This is a genomic window from Shewanella sp. Isolate7, from assembly GCF_022398425.1.
GTDB lineage: Bacteria > Pseudomonadota > Gammaproteobacteria > Enterobacterales > Shewanellaceae > Shewanella.
In genome coordinates, this window is the sequence record NZ_JAKEVJ010000056.1 from 1 (window position 1) to 25,068 (window position 25,068).

The 25,068-nt window shown below is 52.0% G+C and carries 21 protein-coding genes and 1 pseudogene; 14 read left to right on the forward strand and 8 right to left on the reverse strand.

Going from position 1 to position 25,068, the window contains the following annotated elements; translation table 11 throughout:
* Both L1D47_RS14265 and L1D47_RS14270 read left to right on the forward strand, forming a co-directional pair.
* On the forward strand, positions 1 to 187 hold a 187-nt coding region (locus L1D47_RS14265; protein WP_239885746.1), incomplete at its 5' end, for a transposase.
* Between the two features lie 118 nt (positions 188 to 305).
* Positions 306 to 506 (forward strand): hypothetical protein, encoded by a 201-nt coding sequence (locus L1D47_RS14270; protein ID WP_239885748.1) that lies wholly within the window; start codon positions 306 to 308, stop codon positions 504 to 506.
* Positions 507 to 604: 98 nt separating this feature from the next.
* Here L1D47_RS14270 and L1D47_RS14275 read toward each other — a convergent pair whose 3' ends face one another.
* A complete protein-coding gene (locus tag L1D47_RS14275; RefSeq protein WP_041509153.1) occupies positions 605 to 835 on the reverse strand; it encodes a hypothetical protein in 231 nt (76 codons plus the stop codon).
* Positions 836 to 1,017: 182 nt separating this feature from the next.
* Here L1D47_RS14275 and L1D47_RS14280 point away from each other — a divergent pair, with 182 nt between their 5' ends.
* The 4 genes from L1D47_RS14280 (at position 1,018) to rlmM (ending at position 4,562) form a co-directional block, all read left to right on the forward strand.
* Positions 1,018 to 1,929: a transcriptional regulator GcvA gene (locus L1D47_RS14280; protein ID WP_011866561.1), complete on the forward strand. Its 912-nt coding sequence runs from the start codon at positions 1,018 to 1,020 to the stop codon at positions 1,927 to 1,929.
* 337 nt (positions 1,930 to 2,266) lie between these two features.
* Entirely contained in the window at positions 2,267 to 2,989 is a 723-nt protein-coding gene (locus L1D47_RS14285) for an alpha/beta fold hydrolase (protein ID WP_239885750.1), read from the forward strand.
* Positions 2,982 to 3,371 carry a DUF423 domain-containing protein gene (locus tag L1D47_RS14290; RefSeq protein ID WP_041509171.1) on the forward strand — a complete coding sequence of 130 codons (390 nt, stop codon included), beginning with the start codon at positions 2,982 to 2,984 and terminating at the stop codon, positions 3,369 to 3,371. The genes L1D47_RS14285 and L1D47_RS14290 overlap by 8 nt, the downstream gene beginning before the upstream one ends.
* Positions 3,372 to 3,470: 99 nt before the next feature.
* A complete protein-coding gene (gene rlmM, locus L1D47_RS14295; RefSeq protein WP_239885752.1) occupies positions 3,471 to 4,562 on the forward strand; it encodes a 23S rRNA (cytidine(2498)-2'-O)-methyltransferase RlmM in 1,092 nt (363 codons plus the stop codon).
* A 117-nt stretch (positions 4,563 to 4,679) separates the two neighbouring features.
* Here the strand turns inward: rlmM and L1D47_RS14300 are convergent, their stop codons facing one another.
* Positions 4,680 to 5,687, reverse strand: coding sequence for an isocitrate dehydrogenase (locus L1D47_RS14300; protein WP_041509173.1), 1,008 nt, complete (start codon positions 5,685 to 5,687; stop codon positions 4,680 to 4,682).
* Positions 5,688 to 5,987: 300 nt separating this feature from the next.
* Here L1D47_RS14300 and L1D47_RS14305 point away from each other — a divergent pair, with 300 nt between their 5' ends.
* Together L1D47_RS14305 and L1D47_RS14310 are read left to right on the forward strand one after the other, a co-directional pair.
* On the forward strand, positions 5,988 to 8,801 hold the full coding sequence (locus L1D47_RS14305) for a prolyl oligopeptidase family serine peptidase (RefSeq protein WP_239885753.1): 2,814 nt from the start codon (positions 5,988 to 5,990) through the stop codon (positions 8,799 to 8,801).
* A 459-nt stretch (positions 8,802 to 9,260) separates the two neighbouring features.
* Entirely contained in the window at positions 9,261 to 9,731 is a 471-nt protein-coding gene (locus tag L1D47_RS14310; RefSeq protein ID WP_239885755.1) for an isoprenylcysteine carboxylmethyltransferase family protein, read from the forward strand.
* A 23-nt stretch (positions 9,732 to 9,754) separates the two neighbouring features.
* Here the strand turns inward: L1D47_RS14310 and L1D47_RS14315 are convergent, their stop codons facing one another.
* The 5 genes from L1D47_RS14315 to L1D47_RS14335 all read right to left on the reverse strand — a co-directional run bounded on the left by L1D47_RS14315 (position 9,755) and on the right by L1D47_RS14335 (position 16,416).
* Complete coding sequence (locus L1D47_RS14315; RefSeq protein WP_041509176.1) at positions 9,755 to 10,141, reverse strand: DUF3192 domain-containing protein; 387 nt, start codon at positions 10,139 to 10,141, stop codon at positions 9,755 to 9,757.
* Positions 10,142 to 10,293: 152 nt separating this feature from the next.
* Positions 10,294 to 11,064, reverse strand: a complete 771-nt coding sequence (xni, locus tag L1D47_RS14320) for a flap endonuclease Xni (protein ID WP_239885757.1) — start codon at positions 11,062 to 11,064, stop codon at positions 10,294 to 10,296.
* A 19-nt stretch (positions 11,065 to 11,083) separates the two neighbouring features.
* On the reverse strand, positions 11,084 to 12,436 hold the full coding sequence (gene ppnN, locus L1D47_RS14325; protein ID WP_041509178.1) for a nucleotide 5'-monophosphate nucleosidase PpnN: 1,353 nt from the start codon (positions 12,434 to 12,436) through the stop codon (positions 11,084 to 11,086).
* A gap of 75 nt (positions 12,437 to 12,511) precedes the next feature.
* Positions 12,512 to 14,068: a GGDEF domain-containing protein gene (locus L1D47_RS14330; RefSeq protein ID WP_041509179.1), complete on the reverse strand. Its 1,557-nt coding sequence runs from the start codon at positions 14,066 to 14,068 to the stop codon at positions 12,512 to 12,514.
* Between the two features lie 191 nt (positions 14,069 to 14,259).
* The gene (locus L1D47_RS14335) at positions 14,260 to 16,416 is read right to left on the reverse strand and encodes a tetratricopeptide repeat protein (protein WP_239885759.1); all 2,157 of its coding nucleotides are present in this window, start codon (positions 16,414 to 16,416) and stop codon (positions 14,260 to 14,262) included.
* A 127-nt stretch (positions 16,417 to 16,543) separates the two neighbouring features.
* On the opposite strand from L1D47_RS14335, the gene L1D47_RS14340 reads away from it, so the two are divergent.
* On the forward strand, positions 16,544 to 18,340 hold the full coding sequence (locus L1D47_RS14340; RefSeq protein ID WP_239885761.1) for a PDZ domain-containing protein: 1,797 nt from the start codon (positions 16,544 to 16,546) through the stop codon (positions 18,338 to 18,340).
* A gap of 153 nt (positions 18,341 to 18,493) precedes the next feature.
* Here L1D47_RS14340 and rdgC read toward each other — a convergent pair whose 3' ends face one another.
* Positions 18,494 to 19,405, reverse strand: coding sequence for a recombination-associated protein RdgC (rdgC, locus tag L1D47_RS14345; RefSeq protein WP_239885763.1), 912 nt, complete (start codon positions 19,403 to 19,405; stop codon positions 18,494 to 18,496).
* Positions 19,406 to 19,706: 301 nt separating this feature from the next.
* Between rdgC and L1D47_RS14350 the strand changes: the two genes are divergently transcribed.
* The 5 genes and pseudogenes from L1D47_RS14350 to L1D47_RS14370 form a co-directional block, all read left to right on the forward strand.
* Positions 19,707 to 20,657 (forward strand): porin, encoded by a 951-nt coding sequence (locus L1D47_RS14350; protein WP_239885765.1) that lies wholly within the window; start codon positions 19,707 to 19,709, stop codon positions 20,655 to 20,657.
* Between the two features lie 187 nt (positions 20,658 to 20,844).
* Positions 20,845 to 21,534 (forward strand): phosphate regulon transcriptional regulator PhoB, encoded by a 690-nt coding sequence (gene phoB, locus L1D47_RS14355; RefSeq protein WP_033537480.1) that lies wholly within the window; start codon positions 20,845 to 20,847, stop codon positions 21,532 to 21,534.
* A gap of 359 nt (positions 21,535 to 21,893) precedes the next feature.
* Positions 21,894 to 23,186 (forward strand): phosphate regulon sensor histidine kinase PhoR, encoded by a 1,293-nt coding sequence (gene phoR / locus L1D47_RS14360; RefSeq protein ID WP_239885767.1) that lies wholly within the window; start codon positions 21,894 to 21,896, stop codon positions 23,184 to 23,186.
* A 279-nt stretch (positions 23,187 to 23,465) separates the two neighbouring features.
* Complete coding sequence (locus L1D47_RS14365) at positions 23,466 to 24,437, forward strand: phosphate ABC transporter substrate-binding protein PstS family protein (protein ID WP_041509185.1); 972 nt, start codon at positions 23,466 to 23,468, stop codon at positions 24,435 to 24,437.
* A 274-nt stretch (positions 24,438 to 24,711) separates the two neighbouring features.
* A pseudogene (locus L1D47_RS14370) lies at positions 24,712 to 25,068 on the forward strand (transposase); the annotation flags it as partial.

The window sequence follows — 25,068 nt, forward strand, 5'->3', positions numbered from 1 at the left end:
GATTAGATTATTCGCGAAGTATCCATATTTAAGAAAGAAGAAGTTGTGGGGTAATCATTTCTGGCAACGTGGTTACTTTGTGGCTTCGGTAGGAGCGAATGAGGAAATAATTAGGCGCTACGTGCGGCATCAAGACAGACAAGAGAAGGAAGAGGCCGAGCGTCAATTACAATTGAACGTTGATTAATAAATAAGCCCCCTTATAGGGGGCCAATCAAAGCCACCTTCTATGAAGGTGGATTCTTTACTGGCCGCTTTATCCGGAGCAGGGTTCACGGGTGTTTTGGCCTTAAGGAGATAAAACCTTGGATTTGCATGGGTTCTCGCGTAACTTATTCGATAAATTTATCTATAGTCGACTGCCAAGCAGACTGTGTGGGTCAGGTGGAGAGCTGGGTGATGAGCTGGCTGGCGAGTTAGATGATGAGTTAGATGATGAGTTAGATGATGAGTTAGATGATGAGTTGGGTGGTGTGCTAGCTGGCGTGAGTCTTCGGCGGACATAAAAAAGCCGCATCTTAGACGCGGCTTATTGCTATTGTTTGTAGCGACGGATTTGTAGCGACGGCTTTGTAGTGAGCCGTTAGCTCAGGTGGGTTCGCTATTACTCGGCGCGCTGGGCGCTAACGCTGGTGTCCGTCTGCTCATCTTTCTGAGCCACTAAGATGGCGTTGAGGTCTTCATTCAGATCTTGCTGCATCAGCTCCAGGCCTTCGGCCAGTTGTGCGCTGATGGTGGCGTGCAGATCTGTGGTATCGATAACGATTTCATCGGCAGTGGCAGCACTTGAGGCTGAGAGCAGTGCGATGGCAAATACAGTTTTAAAGTTAATCATAGTGGTCGCCTCCGGGCGGCATATCTTGGGGTGTCAGACACTCCCCAAATACGTCGTAGAGGCTGTCTAACTTCAATCATTTCGTTGGCGCAAAATTTAACCAAAACCCCTTCCCTTTACAAACGATAAAATGTAACAATACGGATTAGAAAAACTAATTAAAATGTGAGACAAGGATCACTATGTCGAGACGTTTACCTCCATTGAATGCGGTGAAGGCTTTTGAGGCCGCAGCCCGTCACCTAAGCTTTACGCGCGCCGCGGAAGAACTTTTTGTGACACAGGCCGCGGTAAGTCATCAGATTAAGGCATTAGAAGAATATTTAGGGCTAAAACTTTTTCGTCGTAAGAACCGCTCCTTGCTGCTGACCGAAGAGGGGCAGGGTTACTTTCTCGATATAAAAGATATCTTTGTGCAACTGGCCGACGCCACCGACAGATTGTTGGCCCGAAGTGCCATAGGCTCACTGACGGTAAGCACTTCGCCCAGTTTCGCCATTCAGTGGCTGGTGCCTCGTCTGGCGAATTTCAGCGAGAATAATCCCGACATCGACGTGCGCATCAAGGCGGTGGACGATGAGACCAGCAGCCTGACCGACGATGTTGACGTGGCCATCTATTACGGCATGGGTAACTGGCCTGGGCTTCGCGCCGATAAGCTGAGAAACGAGGTGTTGATCCCTGTCTGTTCGCCCATGTTACTCAGTGGACCTAAGCCCTTGTCGCAGCCGAGCGACCTTAAACATCACACCCTGCTGCACGATTCTAGCCGCCATGATTGGCAGGCTTGGTTTAGACAATGTGGAATTAATGATATTAATGTGAACCAGGGGCCGATCTTCAGTCACTCTTCACTGGTTTTGCAGGCGGCGGCTCACGGTCAAGGGGTAGCGCTGGGTTACAGCGTATTGGCCCGTCCCGACATCAAGGCCGGGCGTCTGGTGTGCCCCTTCCCCGAGGTCTTGGTGAGCAAGAATGCCTATTATCTGGTGTGCCAGCAAAATCATGCCGAGATAGGCAAGATTGTTGCCTTCAGGAAATGGATGCTCGACATGTTCGAAGAGGAGTCTCGCAGCGAGCTGTTGCCGGGCTAACCCTGTAGGGCCTGTTTATCTTTCGCGTTCATTTTTGCAGCATTCTGTATCGATTTTTACAAGGCAGAGCGATTGTAATGTAGTGTGCTACATCAATGAGCGATAACGCAGTAGAAAAATGATACAGACGCTGCCCGCAGGGTTCGTCTTGAGCACGTTCAACGCTTTGTTACTCGGCTTTTATATAGAATAACTATACTCCAAGCCTCCTGTCGCGATTTGAACGTGCTCAATTAGAACAAAATTTGTTCTCAAAAGGTCAACAGGCCCTAGCTATTCATTAAATCAATCGCGAGTCGTGCCTCTTATGGGGCGAGACCAGAGATAAAGAGTTGAGATGAGTTTTACGCAAAAATTAGATGCGCGGCTTAAGCAGGCCGAGCTGCCCGCGAGTCAGTGTCTGTTTTCCGGCGCCGTCGATGACAGTGGCCTTGGTTGTGACACCATAGTGGTGCTGGCCCATGGGGCTGGCGCCAACATGGAACACGGTTTCATGGCGCAGATGGCTGAGCGGCTAGGCTCTGAAAAAAGTGACGAGCATGATGGAGAACAAGCTATAGGTGTGCTGCGATTTAATTTCCCCTACATGCGCAGCAACGCCATCGATGGCAAGCGCAGGCCGCCGGACAGGGCGCCTAAGCTGATTAAGGATTTTAGCCTGCTGATACAGACGGTGCGTGAGGTTTACCAGCCCAAGCGTTTGATTGTGATGGGTAAGTCCATGGGCGGACGCATGGCGGCGATGCTCGGTGCCGAACAAGCGATCGATGGCGTGATCTGCCTTGGTTATCCCTTCGTGCCGCCTAAAGGGGGCGAGCCCCGACTCGAGCCTATCGCTGAGTGTCGGTCGCCGCTGCTGGTGATACAGGGCGAGCGTGATAAGTTTGGCGCCAAGGGGCAGGTCGAATCTTGGCTTGCACCTTTTAACGCCAAACTTGAGTGGTTAACCGATGGGGATCATAGTTTTCTGCCAAGAAAGTCGTCAGGCACGACCCAAAGCGCTAATCTGGATCGGGCAGTCTCACAAAGTATTCAATTTATTAGGGGGTTAGATGCGTAAAGGTTTTCTATTGCTGGCAGCTTTGAGTGGTTTTTTAGCCGTGGCCCTAGGCGCCTTTGGTGCCCATGGACTCAAGCAGGTGACCACGCCAGAGATGATCGACATCTTTAATCTGGGTGTCGAGTATCAGTTTTATCACACCTTTGCCCTGATCGCCGTGGCCTTTAGTGGTCACTGGCTCAAGTCTCGCCTGATCGACTGGGCGGGTTATCTGTTTCTGCTTGGCATAGTGATGTTTTCCGGTTCGCTCTATCTCTACGTGCTGGTGGGCAGTAAGTGGACAGGGCCTGTGACCCCTATGGGGGGCGTCTGCTTCTTGCTGGGCTGGTTGTTTATTGCGGTGGCCGTGTGGCGTAACCGTGTGGTGGAGCTGGACGATTAGCACAGCGAGCGGGCGTTAAGATAATCGTATTCATTTTCGAGAAAGTGTAGAATGGCGGCCCAATGATATGGGTCGCCATTTTTTATTCAGGATTTTCCGATGATAAACCTATTTTTATATTGCCGTGCCGGCTACGAGAAAGATTGCGCAGCCGAGATCCAGCAGCGAGCTGCGGAGCTGAATGTTGGCGGCTTTGTAAAGACCAATCGTAACGACGGTTACGTGATTTTTCAGTGCTTTCAGGCGGGCGATGCCGATCTGCTGGCCGAGCAGATAGAGCTGGACTCCTTGATCTTCACCCGTCAGATGTTTGCCGCCAACGAGCTGCTCAAAGATCTGCCCGAGGGCGACAGAGTTACCCCTATCGTCGATGCCCTGGCAAAGGTGAATAAGGCCGGTGAGCTTAGGGTCGAGACGCCTGATACCAACGAGGCCAAGGAGCTGTCGACCTTCTGTCGTAAGTTTACCGTGCCCCTGAGACAGGCGCTGAAGCGCAGCGGCGCCTTGCTTGAGAAGGAAAATCCCAAGCGTCCCATCATCCACGTCTGTTTCGTCGGTCCGGGCACCGCCTATGTGGGCTATTCGCTGAGCCACAACAGCTCTCCCTATTTCATGGGGATCCCAAGGCTCAAGATGGCCAGCGATGCGCCGAGCCGCTCGACCCTCAAGCTGGACGAGGCTTTTATCCACTTCATTCCTAAGTCGGAGCAGGAGCAGCGTCTACGCAGCGGCATGAACTCGGTCGATCTCGGCGCTTGCCCTGGTGGCTGGACCTATCAGCTGGTGCGTCGTGGCATGTTTGTTGCTGCGGTGGACAACGGTCCCATGGCGCAGAACCTGATGGATACCGGACAGGTAAGACATTATCAGGCCGACGGCTTCCGTTTCGAGCCGCCGAAGAAGAATATCTACTGGCTGGTATGTGACATGGTTGAAAAGCCGTCGCGTGTGGCCGAGCTAATGGAGGCCTGGGCGATCAACGGCTGGTTTAAGGAGGCTATTTTTAACCTCAAGCTGCCGATGAAGAGCCGCTACAAAGAGGTATCGACGATTCTGGTGACCATGCAAGAGGTGCTAAGAGAAAATGGTATCGATGACTTTCATCTGGCTTGTAAGCATCTGTACCACGACAGAGACGAGGTGACTGTGCATCTCTGGCTAAAACCTAGCGTCGGTTTTAATTTTGGTTAACAACAGAATCAATGGTTAATTTAAGAAATGTCGGTTAATTAAAGAATTTTCGGATAAAAAAGCCCCGCGATTGCGGGGCTTTTTCTATTTCAGCAATTAGATCTCGCTGCTTGTCGATTACAGACGCTCGAGTACCGCCTGGGTGAAGTCAGAAGTACCGTGGGTACCGCCAAGGTCGCGAGTCGTGCGATCTCCTTCTTCGATCACGGCAGAGACTGCTGAGCGAATGGCTGCCGCCTTGTCAGACATGCCCAGGTATTCCAGCATCTGGATAGAAGCCAGGATCACTGAAGTCGGGTTAGCCAGGTTCTTACCTGCGATATCTGGCGCACTGCCGTGAACCGCTTCGAAGATCGCCGCGTCCTTGCCAATGTTGGCGCCTGGCGCCATGCCCAGGCCGCCTACCAGACCGGCACACAGATCCGATAGGATGTCGCCGAACAGGTTGGTGGTGACGATCACGTCGAAGTTTTCTGGGTTCATTACCAGCTTCATGCAGGTTGCGTCGACAATCATCTCTTCGGTGGTGATGTCTGGGTAACGCTGGCTGACTTCACGAGCCACCTTCAGGAACAGGCCTGAGGTCGACTTCATGATGTTGGCCTTGTGTACAATAGTCACCTTCTTACGACCCTCTTTGCGCGCTAGCTCGTAGGCGAAGGTGGTGATCTGCTCGGCACCCTGACGGGTAATGATACTGGTGGCTTCTGCCGTCGCACCGTCTTCAGAAACGGTTTGACCTAGGCCTGAGTACATACCTTCGGTGTTTTCACGTACCGTGATGATGTCGATGTTGTCATAACGTGCCTGAGTGCCTTTAAAAGACAATACAGGGCGTACGTTGGCATATAAGCTGAATTTTTTACGTAAAGTGACGTTGATTGAGGTGAAACCTTCGCCAACAGGGGTCGTTAATGGCCCTTTAAGCGTGATACGGTTCTTCTCGATCATATCCAGTGTACGTTGAGGTAGAAGTTCACCTTGTTTCTCAAGTGCGGCTAGACCAGCATCGGCAAACTCGTATTCGAAATCACATCCTGCTTTATCTAAGATCTTGATTGCTGAGTCGATTATGCTTGGGCCAATCCCATCACCCGGGATAACGGTAATAGTTCTTTTTGACATGGAGAGTCCTTCCACGGTTGGTCGTTACTGCTATTGTCTGACCATGTCGAAAGACACGGTGTTATGACTATGAATTTTTAGAATCTTTATCGGCTTTATTTTAACTACTTTTACGCAAATTTCACAGGAATTAGTGAGCAATCTCACGTTTTTTTGTGTAGGCTAACTTGCAATAACAAAGGCTAATGACGATGATTGATCCTTAACCGTTAAAAAAGTCTACTTTAGTCTAATACCCTAGGTTACACACGTTAATGACAAGCTGCATCCGTTAATAATAAGTTAAAAATGAGGAAGACCTTGAAGCCATTACCGACCCTATCTCTCCTGTGCGCCAGTCTCTTTTCCTGCGCTGCCTTTAGCGCTGATGTGACACCCGATGTCATCATGAAATTCGAGTCCCTCAAGAAACCCGTGCTCTCGGCCAATGGCAGTGCCTTTGCCGTCGAAGTGAGTCCGGATCGGGGAGACAGTCATGGCATGGTGAAGCGCCTGGACGGCGACCAAAGCTTTACCGTGGCGGGAGGCAGTAAGCCGCTGATCAGCAACGATGGTCGCTTTGCCGCCTTCGCTATCGAACCTGCCTTGCTTGAGCAGGAGAAGGCCAGCCCTAAGGCCCGCAAGAAGCTCAAGGCAGGTTTGGCATTATTGGATACCGAGTCTGGCAAGGAGACGCGTTACGATAAGGTCAAGGAGTTCGCTTTTAACGAGGCGGGAACCCATCTCGCTATCTGGTATGAGGCCGGTGAAGAGGACGATGGTGACAAGCAGGACGAGGGCGAGGCCAACGACAAAAATAGTCAGGCCAAGGCCAAAGAGAGCGAAAGCAAGCTAAAAGTCGACAAATATGACAAGGGGCGCACTCTAGAGGTGGTTAACCTCAAGGCGGGGAGCAGTGAGAAACTGGCCCATGTTACCGCCTACTATTTCGATAAGGCGGGCCGCAGCCTGGTCGCTGCCCAAAATGATATAGCCAATAATCTGCACCGGGTTCAGCGCCTGGATCTCAACAGCGGTGAGCTTGAGGTGGTTGCCGGGTTTGTGGATCAGCAAATAGGCGCCGTCTCCACCAGTGAAGACGGCAAATATGTCGCCTTCACCTATGGCAAGGCCAGCGAGGCGCCCTGGGGACGTGAATATCATCTCGCCCTGCACCAGTCGGGCAGTGACAAGCTGCATAGGGTGGCCAACACCAAGGAGTGGACCCTAAACCGTTATAGCGAGCTGACGTTTTCTGAAGACAGTAAGCGACTCTTCTTCGGCCGCGTGCCCGAGGTGAGCCAGCAGCTGGAGTTACCTAAGGTGGCCAAGGCTGACGATCTCTACGATGCGGATCTGATAGCTGGCCAGCGCGAGCTGCGCGTCTGGCATGGGGACGACCCTCGCATCAAGCCAAATGAGGTAAAGCAGTACAAGAAAGCCCTTAAACACACCTATCTGGCGGTCTTGCACCTGGGCTCTAAGCAGGTGGTACAGTTGGCAGATCAGGCGGTGCCAGATATTGAGCTTGGCCAGCAGCAACGCTTCATGCTCGCCAGCACAGATGTGCCTTACCTTAAGATGATCACCTGGGCCGGTTTCTACCGCGACTATTATCTGGTGGATCTCAACACGGGACGCAAGCAGGCGTTTCTTATCCAGCAGCCGGTAGGCCAGGAGCCATCGCTTTCACCCAACGAGCGTTTTGTGGCCTACTATCAGCAGGGCAATATCTTCCTCTATCAGATAGCGCAGGATAGCCGAGTCAAGCTGACCAAAGATTTCAAGACGCCATTTGCCGACGAAGATCATGACTATCCTTCGGTGGCCCCAGGCTATGGTCTAGGCCCCTGGGTCGAAGACGGCTCGGCCTTCCTCGCCTACGACAAGTATGATATCTGGCAGTTTAATACCGACTCATTCGATGCATTTCGCCTCACGGCCGCCAAGGGACGCAAGGCGCAGATCCAGTATCGCGTAACGGGCCTGCTAGAAAAGGCGGATAAGCCGGTTCGATTACAGCCGGATCAGAGCCTACTGCTTCATGGCTATAACGAGCGCACTAAGGGCGATGGCTTCTACACCGCCAAGGTGGGCGTCTCCGGCGTTAAGCCTCTGATGCAGGGCGACTATAAGCTCAAGCTTTTGGCCCGCGCCGAAGAGAGTGATAAGATTCTGTTTTCTAAGGAACGTTATGATCTCTACCCGGATCTCTACGCCAGCGATCTGCAAAGCCCTGAACTGGCGAGCCGCCAGACCCGACTCGACGACCAGAAGGGTGAGCTCGATTGGGGCAAAGCCGAGTTGGTGCACTGGACCAATGGCGATGGCAAACCGCTTGATGGCGTGCTGATCAAGCCCTCTAACTATGTGGCGGGTAAGCGTTATCCCGTGTTGGTCTATTTCTACCGTTTTATGAGCGACAGACTGCATGCTTTCCCGGACATGAAGCTCAACCACAGACCTAACTTCGCCTGGTATGCCGATAACGGCTACGCCATCTTCCTGCCAGATATTCGTTTCGAGGTGGGTTACCCAGGTGCAAGTTCGGTACAGGCGCTGACCTCTGGCGTGCAGAAGCTCGTCGATATGGGGATTGCCGATGCGAACGCGGTAGGTATTCAGGGCCACTCTTGGGGCGGCTATCAGACCGCCTTCGCGGTGACTCAGACCTCCATCTTCAAGGCGGCCGTAACTGGCGCGCCCGTGTCTAATATGACCAGTGCTTACAGCGGCATTCGTCATGGCACTGGGCTTGCGCGTCAGTTCCAGTATGAGACGGGGCAGAGTCGTATCGGTGAGAGCCTGTTTAAGGCACCGCAGAAATATATCGAAAATTCGCCCGTTTTCTATGTCGAGCGGATCAAGACGCCTATGATGATCATGTTTGGTGATAAAGACGATGCTGTGCCTTGGGAGCAAGGGGTTGAGTTGTATCTGGCAATGCGCCGTGCGGGTAAGGATGTGGTGTTCCTCCAGTACCAGGATGAGCCACATCATCTGAAGAAATACCCTAATAAGCTCGACTATAGTCTGCGCATGATGCAATACTTTGATCATTACCTGAAGGGCAAGCCAGCGCCTAAGTGGCTGTCTGAGGGAGAGGCCTATCAAGAGTATAAGAAGGCGGGCTAAGCCCTAGGGCCTGTTTATCTTTCGCGTTCATTTTTGCAGCATTCTGTATCGCTTTTATACAAGGCAGAGCGATTGTAATGTGGTGTGCTACATCAATGAGCGATAACGCAGTAGAAAAATGATACAGACGCTGCCCGCAGGGTTCGTCTTGAGCACGTTCAACTCTTTGTTACTCGGCTTTTATATAGAATAACTATACTTCAAGCCTCATGCCGCGATTTGAACGTGCTCAATTAGAACAAAAATTGTTCTCAAAAGGTCAACAGGCCCTAGGGGCATTGCTTGAGCCGGGCCTAGCCCGGCTTTTTTGTGCTGCTCAATGAGGCGCAGCATTTGAGAGGATAAGTTCAGGGCTTAAAGGTATTCAGGGCTTTAGGCGTTCAAGGTTTAAAGGTGATTAGGTGTAAAGGTATTTAGGTTTAAAAGGATTGAGGAGAGTAAAGGAATATGGAGCAGGGGATGACAGAAACCGATAGCAAGGGGGCCAGCGTCAAGGTGCCGCCGCCTTTTATCTTTATCTTATCTATGCTGGCGGCATTGGGATGTGAGAAGCTCTTTCCCCTGGGCTTGCCCACCCATCCAATCGGTCAGGTCGCCGGTGTGGCCCTGCTGGTCACGACGACTCTGGTCTTGTTACATATCTTATTGATCTTCAAGCGGCGCCAGACGGCTATCGAGCCCTGGAAGCCCACCTCCAACATCATTACTTCTGGCTACTACGGTTATAGTCGTAACCCTATCTATGTGGCCTTCTGCGGTTACCCCCTGGGACTTGGGCTACTGCTGGCGTCACCCTGGTTGGTGCTGAGCATCTTGCCGGCCTGTATTGGGGTCTATTGGCTGGCGATTCGCCGTGAGGAGGCCTATCTGCTGGCGAAATTTCCCAAGGAGTATGGCGCGTATAGACGCCGTGTCAGGCGCTGGTTGTAACAGCGCCTGCAGGAGTGCGGCGGTTAGCCGCCAATGGGGGAGTCGAGATATTGCTGATAGGTGTCCTGGCCCCAGGCGATCAGCTTGTTGTTCTTAAACAGTAGCGGCGTACACTCGTCGCGGGTTGTCTCACCGTCTGATTTGCTGTGATGGGTGCGATAAAAGAGTACCTGTAGGGTATCTTGGTTACTGCTCTTGGCCTCAGAGAAGTCGGCCTTACCCATGAGTGTCCTGATCTGCTCTATCGGCTGGCCTATAGAGAGCTCGGTTAATTTAGCGTTGTTGTAGGCCTGTCTGTCTTCCCAGTCCATATCATCTGGTGTGGGTTCATAAACCAGGACGACGACGGCGACAAAGGCCAGATAGGCCGCAAAGATTGAGCCTATTATCACTGGAACTTTAGATTTCATCTTACCTTGGGATCCTTCCATGCTGCGGGTGTATCTGCAGTGGATTAAACCACTGCAACATATTGGTTACAATATAAAGCAGATGAAAAAGGGATGGTAGTACCCTTTTCGCTTGCGGCGCCGACAAAGCCAATAAATAAGTAAGCGAATGTTTACGCCTTCGCCGTCTGCACGACTCTGAAGTTCGCCAGGCGGGTATTGAGGGGGATATCTGTCTGCAGCTGCACCAGCTTGTAGCTTAGTCTCGCTAGAGCTCGCCCCTCCTCGAGCTTCTTAGCCTGTTTTGCGCCAATCTTATCCAGTGAGGCGTAGACATTGGCCAGGCTGCGGAAGGTTTTCAGCAGCTCACAGGCCGACTTAGGGCCTATGCCTGGGATGCCGGGGATCTTGTTACCGCTGTCGCCGGCCATGGCGAGAAAATCGATAAACTGACTGCGATCGACGCCCAGTTGCTGCTCACGATCTTCTATGGTGATGACCTGCTGATTAAAGTGATCCCACAGCTGTATTTGGGGGGAAAGCAACTGGGTAAAGCCCTTGTCGGTGGAGACTATGATCGCCTCGCCATTGGCCTTAACCATCTTGCTGGCCAGGGTGGCGATGACATCATCGGCCTCGGCAATGGCGTCGATGGAGTGAAAGCCCCGTTCGGCCAGGTGTTGCTTAAGCGCGGGCAGGGCCTGGCTCAAGGCCTCGGGCATCGGCTTACGCCCCTTCTTATAGTCACCATAGAGCTGTTTGCGCCAGGAGATGGCATCGCCGTCCCAGACCAGGGTGACGTGGCTGGGGTCGTGTTTGTTTAGCAGCTTACGGCAGGCGGAGGTGACCCGCTCGGGCAGGCCATTAACATCGTTCTCGTTTGGCTGGGCGGCGTGGATGCGCCGCACCAGGTTGAGTCCATCTATGATTAAAAATCGATTCATCATCTATCTAGCGTTAGGTTTAAGTCGCTATCCGATAGCAGGGAACATAGGCGCTGCCGGGCAGCTTCATCCGCTGCTGATCGACGAAGGCCTGCAGCAGGGTGTCCATCAGCTTCATCAGTTGTTTATCCCCCCGAATCTCGAAGGGGCCCGAACGTGCTATCTCTCGCATTGTGTCCATCTTGACGTTGCCCGCCACTATACCAGAAAACGCGCGTCTCAGGTTGGCCGCCAGATCCGCCTTATTGGGCTGATAGTAGAGATTGAGGTTGTTCATGATCTCATGATCCGGTACGAAGGGCAGTTGGAACTCGGGTTCTATCTTCAGCGACCAGTTGTACTGGTAGGAGTCGCCCGTGTCTCTACGGTGCTGTTTGATGACCGTCATGCCATGGCTCATGATGCGCGCCACCCGCACCGGATCATCGATGACGATCTCATACTTGCTCTGGGCCTCTTCACCCAGGGTGGCGGCGATAAACTCATCTATCTTGATGAAGTAGTCGGCGCTCTCTCTCGGGCCGGTCAGCACCAAGGGGAAGGGGATGTTGGCATTTTCCTTGTTGAGCAGGATCCCCAGCAGATAGAGCAACTCCTCTGCGGTGCCGGCGCCGCCGGGGAAGATCACTATGCCGTGACCCAGGCGGACGAAGGCCTCCAGGCGCTTCTCGATATCGGGCAAGATCACCAGTTCGTTAACGATCTGATTGGGAGGCTCGGCGGCGATGATGCTGGGTTCCGTCAGGCCGATATAGCGGGCGGTACGCACTCGTTGTTTGGCATGGCCGATGGCGGCGCCCTTCATCGGCCCCTCCATGGCGCCCGGGCCGCAGCCGGTGCAGATATCCATGCTGCGTAGGCCCAGCTCGTAGCCCACCTCGCGGGTGTACTGATATTCGTTAGGGTTGATGCTGTGGCCACCCCAGCAGACCACTATGTTGGGGTCCTGGCGCGGGATCACCTGTGCGTTACGTAAAATGTCGAACACCACGTTGGTGATATGGCTGGAGTTAGTCAGGTTGATGTGTTTCAGGTTGTCGTAGCGGTCGCTCAGATAGACGATATCCCTGAGTACCGCAAACAGATGCTCCTGGATCCCGGCGATGATGTGTCCATCGACGAAGGCGGCCTCGGGGGGATTGACCAGCTCTATCTTGATGCCGCGCTCGCGCCTTAGCACGTTGATGTTGAAGTTGCTGTATTGCTCAAACAGGGTGCAGGCGTTGTCGCTCTGTAATCCTGAGGCGAGTACCGCCAGGGAACAGTTGCGGAAGAGTTGATAGAGTTCACTGCTAGCGTTTTGCTTGAGGCGATCAACTTCCAACTGGGAAAGTTGATCCATACTGCCTCTGGGACTGATATTGACGATCATGGCGACTCCTTAGCTGCAGACTCGAGCCATGACGCCGGGGAAAAGGATGGAGAATTCCTGGGGGCAACCCCAGGGTTAGGCGTCAATAATTACTCTGTCTCTGCTCTCATGTTTGGCCTTATAGAGTGCTGCGTCGGCGCGTTCGAAGGTTTCACTTATTTGCTCGTTTTCAAGAATTTGTGCAGCACCTATTGATACTGTAACTGTAATTCTCTGATTTTTAAACTTAAAGGGAATATTTTTTACTTTCTCCCTCACGCGGTTCAACAGATGTTCTATGTCGTTGGCCGACACATCTGGGATGATAAGGACAAACTCTTCACCGCCGTAACGGGCCACAAACTCAGATTCACGCAGGGAGTTTTTCAACGCCATGGCGATCACCTGTAGTGTCTTATCGCCCGTGCTGTGACCAAAGTTATCGTTGATGGACTTGAAGTGGTCTATGTCGGCCACGGCGACCCATAGGGGATGGCGATGACGTTGATAGTTACGGAACTCCTGCTCCATACGCTCTTCCAGCGCCGCGCGGTTAGGCAGCTGGGTCAGGGTGTCGAGCAGGTTGAGTTTCTGCTGTTCGAACAGACGTTCCTTGTAGGCGTTGGCCTCTTTGCTCAGTTCGTTGAGCTCGTCGCGCATGGTCTCCATCGACTTGCGCAGCATCGCCTGTTCCCGCTGCTCCAGCGCCTCTTTGCGTCCCAGCGCGGTGCGGATAGAGGCCAGTTGTTCGGTGACCTGCAGCTTGAGATGGTCGATGTCGTCGATGTCGATGATGGCATCGCCAACATTGTCGACCCGCGAGTTGATTTCACGGTTGAGCTGTTTCTTCAGTTGATAGCTGCGCTGGTTGCTGTTGTAGGAGTCGTTCACCACCTCACGTACCGCAGAGAGGGCATCGTTGAGGGCGTAGAGGAACTCCTGGGAGGCACTCTTCTCCAGCGCGATATTATCCAGCAGCAGCGAGAGTATGGTCTGATAGGCGTCGATCAGACCATCGACATCGATTTCGCCGGCCAGATAATCCTTGATCACTAACACCTGGTCGCGCTGATCCTTACGAAACTCTATCTCGGAGATCATCTGTGCCAGTTCGTGGGCCAGCTGCCTGTGTTTTGGCAAGACCTCTAACTTGTCACCCTGGCTAAGCTGTTCATGCATGATGGCTTCGAAGAAGCCAACCAGGCGCTCCACCTTAGGGAAGTAGTCCCAGTAGGTGTGAAACGGCTTGCCCAGATCTTGCTTATAGTAGGCGATCTCTTTCTTGAGTTTATCAGGTACTGAATCGACACGTTGCAGCTGACGTATCACCTTGGCGAGGCTGGCGCGGCCATCTTCGAGCTGGCCCATCACATGGTGGTACTGCTGCTTGAGTAGCTGTTCGACCTCGAGTAGGTCGGGTAACACCTCTTCGATATGCTCGATATTGAGCAGGTTATGACGCAGCTTGGCCAGCTTGTTGTCAAGCTCTATGCTCTGACCCTTACAGGCGAGGCTGAGATGACCGATAAATTGCAGCAGTGAGCTTTGGCTCTGGGCCTTCTGATCGTTGAGTTCAGCCAAGGCAATTTTGGCAGAATGAAGTTTCTGCTGAAGGAGGGATACCTGGGAAAGGCTTGTCATAGCGTCTTTCATTCTAAACCTTGTCAATAAGCTTCAGCGTCAGTTGATGGAAGAAACTTCTATATTGTAAGCCGCTTAGAAGTTGCCGAACAATTTTACCATTGGCTAATGGAGAGCTATTTAACGCCAACGGTATCCTATCTTTTAGGTTATGCAATTGTACCTTCGAGGGGATGTGACCCAAGCTGGATACTTTTATAAAATTATGTGGGATCTGCATCGTTTGTTCCTTGCCATTTGGGCCATTGGATAAGCGACTTGTGTTCATTACATTCGACTTTAACCAATCCTCGGCTAATTCCTTTTTCCAAGTGTAAGTATAGCGGGTTAGATAAAATTGCAGCTGGTGCAAAATTTAGTGGCGTAATACTGACATAGCTATCGTTTTGTGGCCCTAGGCTCATGGCACCGGCTGCTAACATTTGCAGTACATTAAAGTAGGTATCAGCTGTGACCTTTATCTCTGGGTTACCCAGTAGTGGTACCTTGATGCAGCCCAGCTTAAAATGCAAGCCTTGGGTTTGAGGCTGTTTGTCGAGCAAAATGCGAATTTGATCCAGCAAGGCTTGGTGGGCCGCTACTTCTCTAACTCCTATCAAGATAAGCCCTGGACGGATGATAAACGTTTCAGCCTTTAAGGTGCTACTTAAGCTATTCATCAGTTGGCTGGTCGTTTCAAGATAGACTTCTGTACCTAAGGTTAGATCGAGTTTATGGCCTTCATCAAGCGAGAGTAGTGCCAGTTGATTGAATGCATTACTCTGATTCATTCTGGTGATGAAGCCATGGTAGCCTGGTAATTGTGTGATGGCTTCCTGGTTCACCTTATGTTTTAATCTGGCGAATTTTTGTTTTAGCTTGCTCTTACCGCGCCATTGATTAAGACCGACCAAGCCCAATAGCAAACATATGATAAAGATGATACTGGCAGCGAGCCTAAACTGGTGTGCCTGTTTCTCTAGTTCTTTGTATGATGCCTGCAATTGATTCAGCATGAGCTTAAGCTGCTGCTCGGCCAAGACGCTTGGGCTATAGTCTGAGGGTTTCAGACTCTCGTGTTCGAGCTCCTGGCTCAGGGTGATCAGTTGATCCAGCGCCACCAAGGCCTTGTCGATATCGCCCAGCTCTTTCAGGGCTCGGGTCTTATACTGCAGCGCCTCAAACATCTGCTCGGGTAGTTTCTTCTCCCGGGCCAAGACAAAGGCCTTGGCCGCATAGGCGTTGACCATGCTCCAGTCCTCGAGTTGGCTCGCGACCTCGGCGATCAGCAGATCGTTATAGATAAGGTAGTGTTTACTCTTCTTCTGCAGAAACAGGCCGTTGGCCTTAATGAGGTTGCTCAGGGCGCGCTTGGGTTCCTTATTGTTGAAATAGGCTTCCCCCAGGTTGTGCAGGTTGAGGGCCTGGGCGGTCAGGTTGCCGCGTCTGACATCAATCTGCTGGGCATTGAGGTAGTAATCGATCGCCTGATTCCAGCGTTCCTGCTCGCCATACACCATGGCGATGACCGTCATGGCGCTGGATAGATAGTTGTCTTTTCCGACCTTGGTGAAGCCATCGGCTGCCTTGTGGGCATAAGTCAATGCCTCGTCCCAAGACTTGAGATCGCGATAGACGCGGGCGAGGCGCAGCGACAAGATGGCATTCAGGAAGGGTTTATCCAGCCCCTCGGCCAGGCGGATCGCCTCTGTGTAGTGCTGCAGCGCCTTGGCAAATTGCTCATAGCCGCTGTAGTAGCGCCCAAGGGTCGCCTCGGCCTTGGCGATCAGGTAGTCGTCTCTGAGCTGGTAAGCCAACTCGCGATACTGGTTGAGATGGGTCAGGGCGGCATTCTTTTGTAGCGTGATGCGATAGACATCGCCTAACTGGTAGTGGATGCTGTGTAGCAGCAGTTGAGTGGCTAGATCTTCGCTGCTCTTGAGCTGGGCGAGCGCCTGCTGATAATGGGTGATTGCCTGCTGGTAATCTTGTTTCTCCCGACCGACTTTACGCCCTGCGAGCATCAGCAGATAGGCCTTGTCGTAGGGCGTATCTGCGATGATCTCAAGCAAGGTCATCAGCCGCTGCGCCTTGTCCATGGCGTTATCGACTCCAATGCCGGGTTCCAGGTAGACACGGGCCAGCCACTGTAATTGTCGCTCCAATTCCTCGCCGCCAAAGCCCTGGCTGTCGGCGAGATGGTTGAATTCCACTTCGCTGCTAAATTCGATGGGGAAGGAGAGGCTGGCGATGGCGTCTTGGTAAAACTCGGCGGCCGACTCTTTAAACTTAACCTCTTTACTGATCAATTGACTGGAGGCCGCCTCGACCGAGGCGGCACAGCAAAAGAACAGAACCAGACTGTAGAGAAAAACGCGCATTTTTTAAGCATTACCTGGCCGCAGGCGGGCATATTATGTTTTTAGAATTCTGTCCGCAGTGTGAGGGATAAATCGGGTTATACTGACGAACTTCACATTACAACTATGATAACAGAAGGAAGCCAGAGTGAAACTAGCTGTACCCTTGATTTTGATTTTTAGTCCTTTTTTCCTAGCTCAAGCTCACGCAGATGTAAATTACCGGATCGATCTCATCCAGCCTCAGCACCACCTGGCTAAGGTCGAGGTCGACTTTCCCCGCAGCGAGGGCAACTTGCTCACGGTGAATCTGCCCGTATGGCGTACCGGCAAGTATCAGGTATTGCCACTTGCCGATGCTGTTCGTTATTTCAAGGCCGAAGATGAATCGGGTAAGGCGCTGGACTGGCAACGCAGTGCCAGCGGCGAGTGGCAGGTTAAATTGACTCAGCCGACGCAGGTCAGGGTCAGCTATCAGCTTTACGCCAACAGCCTGGGGCAGCGGGTGAGCCATATCGACGGCTCCCATGCCTACCTGGATGCCAGCGGGGTATTTGTCTACAGCCCGGATTTTCGCGACCAGCCGGTAACCGTCTCGCTAGCTGTGCCAGAGGCCTGGCGCAGCTACTCGGGTATGGATTCGATGGGCGATCATCAGTTTAGCGCCGACAACTATGATGTGCTGGTGGACTCGCCCATAGAGACGGGGATAAGTCAGCACAGAGCCTTCTCGGCCGATGGCCGTGACTATGAACTCGTGGTCTGGGGTGAGGGTAACTATGATCTCGACAAGATGGTGGCCGATCTCACCCTGCTCAGTGGCCAGGCCAAGGCTATTTGGGAGGGCTATCCCTTCAAGCGTTATGTCTACATGGTGCACGCCACCAGTGGCGCCAGCGGCGCGACCGAGCACCTTAACTCTACCGTCATCCAGCGTCCGCGTTTTAGCTTTCGCGAGCGCAAAGACTACCTAGGTTTCATCAAGACGGCCTCCCATGAATTTATTCATACCTGGAATGTGAAGGCCTATCGTCCTCAGGGCCTGGTGCCCTATGACTATCAGCAGGAGGGGATCACCGAGCTGTTGTGGATCGCCGAGGGCTCGACCAGCTATTTTCAGAGTCAGCTGCTGCTACGTGCCGGCGTGCTTAGCCCGAAGGAGTTCCTGGAGGATCTCGCTAGACGCATCAGCCGCAACGAGCAGACCCCAGGCCGCGAGGTGCAGTCTGTTGCCGAGGCCAGCGCCGGTCAGTGGGTTGCCGGTGGGGGAGACTATGCCCAGAACCATAGCAGCAACATCTATTCGGAAGGCTATCTGACCTCGTTGGCGCTGGATTTCAGCCTGCTGAGTGACACTCGTCTAGAGGCCTCTTATCGGGATCTGCATGCCAAGCTGTATCGAGACTTTAAGATCCCAAAGGGATATCAAGTGGGCGATGTACAGCAGATTCTGCGCGAGCTGTCGGGTAAAGATTATGGCGATTGGTGGCAGCGTCATGTTAACCGCCCCCTGGCGCTGGACTTCGATGCCCTGCTGGCCAAGGCCGGATTGAAGAAAGACTATGGCAGAGACAACAAGGCGATCGCCTATGCCGGTATGTCGACGCGTGAGGGGAGCCTGAGATTAAGCCATGTTAAACGTGAAGGTCCGGCCTGGCGTGCGGGGATAGTGGCGGGCGACGAGCTGCTGGCCATCGATGGGCTTAAGGTGACGGCCAAGGGGTTCGCGGCGCGCATCAAAGACTTTGCCCCAGGCGATACCATTAAGGTGACCCTGTTTAGTAACGACCGCCTAAAAGAGGTGGCGCTGACCTTGACCGAGCAGCCCAGTGAGAAGCTTAAGCTCACCAGTGTCGATAAGCCTAGCCGTCAGCAGAAGGCCTTCTTCGAGGCCTGGCTCGGGATTGACTGGCCCTTCGACGGCGAGGGCAAGTTAAAAGGTTAACTTGGACGCATGGCAATTGTTGCCTCGCAGCCAGGTTTGCCTAAAGCCAGCGATTAAAACGCCATCTATTAAAAAGCCAGCTAACAAAAAACCACCCTTAAGGGTGGTTTTTTTATCAAGTGCTCGCTCGACGTGGCTCTCATACCATCTGTTTTACAGGCTGTCTTCCAGGCCACCCAGCACTTCTACCAGAGAGTTCATCAGGGCGATCAGCTCGCTGCCCATCAGGGCAAAGTCGGCGTCCAGACGTGCCAGTGGATCTTCTGTGCCCACCTCGTCGTTGTGGGCCCTGAACTCTTCAGAGAACTTCAGACGCTTGATGCCAGCATCTGACTGCAGCACGAAAGCGATAGACTGGCCAAAGTGCAGTGCCAGCTTATGCACCTGCTTGCCCACCTCAAGATGCGCCAGCACCTCATCTTCGGTCAGGTCTTGCTGCTTGAAGCGCACTATGCCGCCTTCATCCGAGTCTGACTTGAGCTCGGCCTCATCTTGCATCTCAAAAGGTGCCGGTGTGCTGTTGCTCTTGAGCCATTCGGTCATCTGGGTTTCGATTGGTGTCTTGAAGCTCATGGGGATCACAGGCAGCGAGCCCAGAGCCTTACGCAGCAACGCTAGCAACTCTTCAGCCTTAGTGGCGCTGGATGAGTCCACCAGGATCATCTCGATTTCAGGCAGGATCAGGGCGTGGATCTGGCTGCGACGAGAGAAGGCGCGTGGCAGTAGTGTGGTGGTGATCTCCTCCTTGAGCGTATCTTTCTCTTTCTTGGCCAGCTTGCGGTTCTCTTCATCTTCGATCTGCGCCACTTTTTCCTCTAGGGCTTCTTTTACCACCTGAGAAGGCAGGATCTTCTCCTCTTTGGTGGCGCAGATAAGGTGTCTGTTCTCGGCGCTGTGTACTAAGGTGTGGCCGAGTTTACCCAGGGCCTTTGAAAAGCCGAACTTGCTGATGTCCTGGCTGGAGCAGGGAGAAAAAGTAAAGTCTTCCAGGGACTTCTCTAGCGCTTCGGTATCGACAGAGAAAGGTTTATTAAAACGATATACGGTAAGATTCTTAAACCACATGATAGGCGCTCAATGAAAAATAAAGCCGCAGTGTAAGCCATTGTAGGGCGCGGGTAAACCGCTAACAAATTTCCTCAAAATGTCATAAATATTGCTCAAATGGCATAATTCATCAAACTGTAATATTTCTTTCTGCTCACCTGTATCGCCCATTCCGCCTGGGTTTGTAGCCTGGGTGTGTCGTCCATATTATCAAATCTATCCAGTTGCTAAATCGATGAAATAAAACTGCAACATAAAAGTTGCACACTTTCGGCCGTCCAAACCAATAACCAAGACGAACAAACGTCGAAAGGATTAAATGATGAACGTTTTTTGTAAAACACTACTCGCTTCTGCGCTAGCAACTGCCACTCTCGCTTCTGCACACGCTGCAGAGCCATTGACTGTTTACGGCAAACTAAACGTAACGGCTCAATCTAACGATGTAGATGATGATGCAACGACGACTATTCAGAGCAACGCTTCTCGTTTTGGCGTGAAGGGTGCTTTCGAGCTGAGCAGCTCACTGGAAGCTTTCTACACTGTCGAGTATGAAGTGGACACGGGTGATGACGTTAAGGAAAACTTCAAGGCGCGTAACCAGTTCGTTGGTTTAAAAGGTAACTTTGGTGCTTTCTCTGTGGGTCGTAACGACACCATGCTGAAGCAGTCTCAAGGTAAAGTTGACCAGTTCAACGACCTGTCTGGTGACCTGAAGAACCTGTTCAAGGGTGAAAACCGTATCGAACAGACTGCGACTTACATGACGCCTTCTTTCAGCGGTTTCAAGGTTGGTGTGACTTATGCTGCTGAAGGCGCAAGCTCACAGTATGGCCAAGACGGTTTCAGCGTTGCCGCTATGTACGGTGACAATAAGCTGAAGAAGTCGCCAATCTTCGCCTCTATCGCTTACGATTCAGACGTTAAAGGCTACGAAGTTGTTCGTGCCACGGTTCAGGGTAAGATCGCTGGCCTGAAGATTGGTGGTATGTACCAGCAGCAGGAAGAGACTTACAAGAAAGACGGTACTGAAGTTGTGGGCGCCGACAGCAAGACAGGTTACCTGGTAAGCGCGGCCTACACTATCGATGCCGTGGTACTTAAGGCTCAGTATCAAGACATGGAAGACAAAGGCGATTCTTGGTCAATCGGTGGTGACTACAAGCTAGGCAAGCCAACTAAGCTGTTTGCCTTCTACACCAACCGTGACTTCGAAGGCGATGACAATACCGATAAGTTCTTCGGTATCGGTCTAGAGCACAAGTTCTAAGTTATTGATAAATAGCTTTCACTCGCTGGTCGAGTGGCGACTAAAGGGAGGCTCAGGCCTCCCTTTTTGATGTAAGATTTATGACAAAATAAGCCGTTTTATGACAAACTAGCCCGGCGGTTTCATAATTTTGTAATAAAAAAGACCAATAATGGACACGTGGGAATTCACAGATAGAAGATCGCATATGACTGCTAGGATTTTGATAGTTGAAGATGAGCTAGCCATCCGAGAGATGTTAGCTTTTGTTTTAGAACAACATGGATTTACGACAACTACAGCAGAGGATTTCGACTCAGCATTGGATATGTTGTCAGAACCCTATCCAGATTTGGTGTTGCTCGATTGGATGTTCCCGGGCGGCAGTGGTATCCAGCTGGCCAAGAAATTGCGCCAGGATGAGTTTACCCGTCACATTCCCGTTATCATGTTGACGGCCCGTGGTGAAGAGGAAGACAAGGTGAAGGGGCTCGAGGTGGGCGCCGATGACTATATTACCAAGCCTTTCTCGCCCAAAGAGCTGGTGGCCCGTATCAAGGCGGTAATGCGCCGCGCGGCACCGACGGCACTGGAAGAGCCGATAGATGTACAAGGATTGGTACTCGATCCTGTGAGCCACCGTGTGACCGTGGGCGAACAGGTACTAGAGATGGGCCCGACCGAATTCAGGTTACTTCATTTCTTCATGACCCATCCGGAACGTGTATATAGTCGCGAACAGTTGCTGGACAACGTGTGGGGCACCAATGTGTATGTCGAAGACAGAACCGTCGATGTGCATATTCGTCGTCTGCGTAAGGCCGTCGAACCGTCGAATCACGATCGCTTGATTCAAACCGTTCGTGGCGCGGGTTACCGTTTTTCGACCCGTCTCTAGGCGCTGTTTACCTTTGAGGTGTCAGTTGCATTCAAACCGTTTTTGATTGTCGTGCTATGTCGTTGAGCTCAGGTGCCCGGCTTTTTGCCTAGCGATTTGCTTGCCAGACAAGGCCAAATCAAGGATGAACACGAATGCACTGAAGCGGTTTGGCCCAATTCTGAGGACGGTTTTTTGTGCTTGTTATGCTACCTGCTCATGCTATTGCTTATTAAGACATTAGTTGAGTAAGTTTCGGTATGACAACCCAAAAGATTGCCCCAGGAACAGGCTGGAAAGCTCGACACTTTCAAGCAAATTGATAGGCACAAGAGGCTATTTGCGCTATCTTGTGCCCATTCGCTCACTATGGCTTATCTATGTTTGATTCATATTCAGGGTATCAACTACTCACTCGGTTAGTGATATATCTACTGCTCTGTCTTGCCGTTGGATTACTCATAAATCAGGTGCTGTGGATCATGTTGCTGGGCAGTATCGCTCTGCTCATTTGGCACTATAAACAGATCTCAAGACTCAATTATTGGTTGTGGCGCGACAAGCGGCTAACGCCTCCCAACGGCAGTGGCAGTTGGGAAGGGGTGTTCAATGGTATCTATCGTCTACAGGGTAAAAACCGTAAACGTGTCAGCCAGCTCGCCTATCTTCTCGCCCGCTTCAGACAAGGGGCCGAGGCCCTGCCCGATGCGGCCGTGGTGCTCGACTCAGAGAACAATATCGCCTGGTGCAATAAGCTGGCACAGCTGATGTTAGGCCTGGTGTGGCCCCAGGACAATGGCCAGCGGATCGATAACCTCATTCGTCATCCCGATTTCTCCAATTACCTCAAGCAGGCGGACTTCGACGAGCCTTTCGAGCTCATCGATACCCAGAGCGATAATCGTATCTTAGAGATACGTATCATGGGCTACGGTTCGGGGCAGCGGTTGCTCATCGCCCGTGATATCACCCGTATTCGCCAGCTCGAGGGGATGCGTAAGGAGTTTGTGGCCAACGTCTCCCATGAACTCAAGACGCCGCTTACCGTGTTGCAGGGCTATCTTGAGATGATGCAGGGCATGGCCGAGCCCGACTCGCCCAATGCCAAGGCGATGTCGCAGATGCAGCAGCAGACCAACCGTATGCGCTCCATGGTCGAGCAGCTGCTGGTGCTGTCACGTATCGAAGATGGTAGCGCCGTCAATCTGGATACCAAGGTGAACATGGCACACCTGATGGAGACCCTAAAAGAGGAGGCGCAGGCATTGGCCATGGGGCAGTATGAGTTGTCTATCGAGGCAGACTCAGGGCTTAACCTTTATGGCAGCGAGGTGCAGCTTCGCAGCGCCTGTTCTAACCTGGTGTCGAACGCCATTCGTTATACCGAGTCGGGCGGTAAGATCAGCATACGCTGGAAACGTGTGCCCATGGGCGCCGAGTTTAGCGTAACCGATACGGGTGAGGGGATTGCGCCGCAGCACCTGACCCGCCTGACCGAGCGTTTCTACCGGGTAGACAGTGCTCGCTCGCGCCAGAGTGGTGGTTCGGGGTTGGGCCTGGCCATTACCAAACACGCGCTGCACCATCATCAGAGCGATCTCACCATAGAGAGTAAGCTGGGAGTGGGTAGCCGCTTTAGCTTCATTATCCCCAATCACCTGCTGGATCTTTAAAGGGGAGGGGGTAGTCGCTGGGGCAAGTGCTAGCCGCTTAGCAAAGCTTAAACGCCGTCGAGTATGACGGCGTTTTTTATGTCGCTCACCATGACGCAAACTTGACGATTTGATGTCAAACAGAATATGGAGCCGCAAAAAAGCGCATTGGCGGCGAATTAATTTGTCATTGTCATCTAAGTGTCACATCACAGTCATAGACTTGTCACCGTTGCGATTGATACTAGCTGCAACTTAAATGAAACGAGTAAGCAAGTCCGCTTAACACTGGAGCATAGAATGAAACTTAAACAGCTTGTCGGTGCGGTGAGTTTAACAGCCGCTAGTGTATTCTCAGCAGCCTCTATGGCCGCGCTTGATCCATCACTGCCTACCTATGAAAAAACAAGTGGTGTATCGGGTAACCTATCTTCTGTAGGTTCAGACACTTTAGCCAACATGATGACCCTATGGGCGGAAGAGTACAAAGAGATGTACCCTAACGTTAACATTCAGATTCAAGCCGCGGGTTCATCTACTGCGCCACCAGCACTGACTGAGGGTACTTCACAGTTCGGTCCTATGAGCCGTAAGATGAAGCCTAACGAAATCGAAGCATTCGAAAAGCACTACGGTTACCAGCCAACGGCTATCCGTGTAGCAATCGATGCCCTGGCAGTATTCGTACACAAAGATAACCCAATCAAGGGTCTAAGCATCGAGCAGATCGACGGCATCTTCTCTGCAACACATAAGTGTGGCGGTAGCGATGTTCAGCGTTGGGGCGATGTCGGCCTAGACGGTTCTTGGGCTGCTAAAGACGTGCAGCTGTATGGCCGTAACTCAGTATCTGGTACTTACGGTTACTTCAAGAAGAAAGCACTTTGTAAGGGCGACTTCAAGGCTAACGTCAACGAGCAACCAGGTTCTGCGTCAGTGGTTCAGTCTGTATCTCAATCACTAAACGCCATCGGTTACTCAGGTATCGGTTACAAGACCGCAGGCGTGAAAGCGGTTGCTATCTCTAAGAAGGGTGACAACTACATCGAAGCATCAGCCGCTAACGCGGCTGACGGTAGCTACCCACTATCACGTTACCTATACGTTTACGTGAACAAGCACCCTAACAAAGACTTGGCACCACTAGAGCGTGAATTCCTACGCTTCGTACTGTCAAAGCAGGGGCAGCAAATCGTAATGAAAGACGGTTATGTACCACTACCACGTAGTGTGACTGCGAAAGACCTGGAAAAAGCGGGTATCCGTCTGTAAGACACCAACTTGAACTGAAAAGGCCTCCTAGTGAGGCCTTTTTTGTCTTCTAAATAAGACGATATTTTGTTTTCTTGAGTGATATTTGGCGGCAATCTCATTTGTTGAATGTGGTTGAAGGGCTCACCTTCATTGTAATCTAACGCCTGCCCGTCGGGCGTATCTACACTCAGTACTCAGTATTTAACGTTTCTTCGATTTTGTAGTGGCATAGTGAATTTGGCCACCTGAATAGACGAAGTGATAGACTCACTTCCGGAAAAAGGTGGTAGAAATGAAGAACACAAGACCGACATTCAGTGCAGAGTTCAAATTAGAAGCTGCGCAGCTGGTAACGAAACAGGGATACAGCATAGCTGAGGCTGCAAACGCGATGGGCGTGAGTAATTCAGCCATGCGTAAATGGGTAAACCAGCTTCGACAGGAGCAGCAAGGCGTATCCCCCAAAGGCGCACCGCTCACCCCCGAACAACAGCGGATCCGCGAGCTAGAAAAGAAAATCCGCCGCATTGAAGAAGAGAACACCATTTTAAAAAAGGCTACGGCTCTCTTGATGTCAGACTCACTGAACAGTTCTCGTTAGTCGAGAAACTCAGGAAGAGCCATAGCGTAAAGCGGATTTGTTCAGTAT